The sequence below is a fragment of the Nocardiopsis mangrovi genome (assembly GCF_042653925.1).
In the GTDB taxonomy this organism is placed as follows: domain Bacteria; phylum Actinomycetota; class Actinomycetes; order Streptosporangiales; family Streptosporangiaceae; genus Nocardiopsis_B; species Nocardiopsis_B mangrovi.
The window spans coordinates 1-1478 of the sequence record NZ_JBHSFQ010000081.1; the positions used below are offsets into that span (position 1 = coordinate 1).

The 1478-nt window shown below is 69.2% G+C and carries 1 protein-coding gene; it reads left to right on the forward strand.

Going from position 1 to position 1478, the window contains the following annotated elements; all coding sequences use genetic code 11:
• The first annotated feature begins 294 nt into the window (after positions 1 to 294).
• Positions 295 to 1440, forward strand: a complete 1146-nt coding sequence (locus ACFO4E_RS30010) for an IS30 family transposase (protein ID WP_378580694.1) — start codon at positions 295 to 297, stop codon at positions 1438 to 1440.
• Positions 1441 to 1478 lie beyond the last annotated feature (38 nt).

Here is a 1478-nt window from a genome sequence, read left to right on the forward strand (position 1 = left end):
AAGCGCGGGTTCTAGCGGTCCCCGCAACACCCTGGATTTCAGGGAGTTGCGGGGACCGTGGATTTTGAGGGGTTGAAGGCAAGGTTCTTCGAGGCGCTGGACCAGCAGGACGGCAGTGTCTCGGGTGCTGCCCGGGCGGTCGGGGTGAGCCGTCACACGGCGGCCGGGTGGGCGCGGAATGCCGGCGTGCGTGGCCGTGGAAAGACCGGCGCGAGCGGGCACCGGGGACGGGCCGAGTATGACCGGCTTCGTGCGTCGGGGGTACGGCGGCGAGACGCTGCGGCACAAGTCGGGGTGCACGAGCGCACTGCCCGGGACTGGGACCGCGGGATCCGCAAGGTCGGTAACGCGCGCCTCCACCCCGACGGGCGCAGGATCGACTACAAGACCGGTGTGACCACCATCGTCGCCGCCACGTCTGAGCCGTCTCTTGCGGGGGTCGAGGCCGAGCTGCACTCCCGGTTCCTCACGGTGACCGAGCGGGAGTTGATCGCTGACATGCGCCGTGAGGGCCGGTCGCTGCGGGCGATCGGACGGGCCCTGGGCCGGCCGGCGTCCACCGTCAAGCGTGAGATCGATGCCCGTTCGGTCGAGGGCGCCTATCAGCCGCACCGGGCCCAGCGGGCGTGGGCGAGGAGCCGGTCGCGCCCCAAGGAGTCCAAGCTCGCCGGACACGGCCCTCTGCGCGAGTTCGTCGCGGGCAGGCTGCGGCAACGCTGGTCGCCCGAGCAGATCTGTCACGCTCTGGTCATCGAGTTTCCCGACGACGAGAGCATGCGGGTGAGTCCGGAGACGATCTACCAGGCGATCTACGTCCAGGCCCGTGGCGGGCTGCGGCGCGAGGTCGCGGTGGCGTTGCGCACCGGCCGCACCCGCCGCAAACCACACCGCAGTCCAGATCAGCGCACTGCCCGGTTCGTCGAGGAGATGGTGATGATCTCCGAGCGGCCACCAGAGGTCGAGGACCGGGCGGTTCCCGGCCACTGGGAAGGCGACCTGATCGTCGGCACTCGCAGCGAGAGCGCGATCGTCACCTTGGTCGAGCGCTCCACCCGCTACGTCATGCTCGGGCATCTGCCCGGCGGGCACACCGCCGAGGAGGTCCGCGACGTGCTGGTGCCCTTGATCCAGACCCTGCCCGGGCACCTGCGCGGCTCGCTGACCTGGGACCAGGGCTGCGAGATGGCTGCGCACAAACAGTTCACCGTGGCCACGGGAGTGCCCGTCTACTTCTGTGACCCGCGCTCCCCCTGGCAGCGCGGGTCGAACGAGAACACCAATGGCCTGCTGCGGCAGTACTTCCCCAAGGGCACCGACCTGTCCGTGCACAGCCCCGAAGACCTCGAGCACGTCGCCCAGCAACTCAACGGCCGACCACGCAAAACGCTCGACTGGAAAACCCCAGCCGAGCGCCTGCGTGATCTACTGACGACCACGTAAGCCATCAGGTGTTGCGAGGACCCCAAGAATCCGCCAAG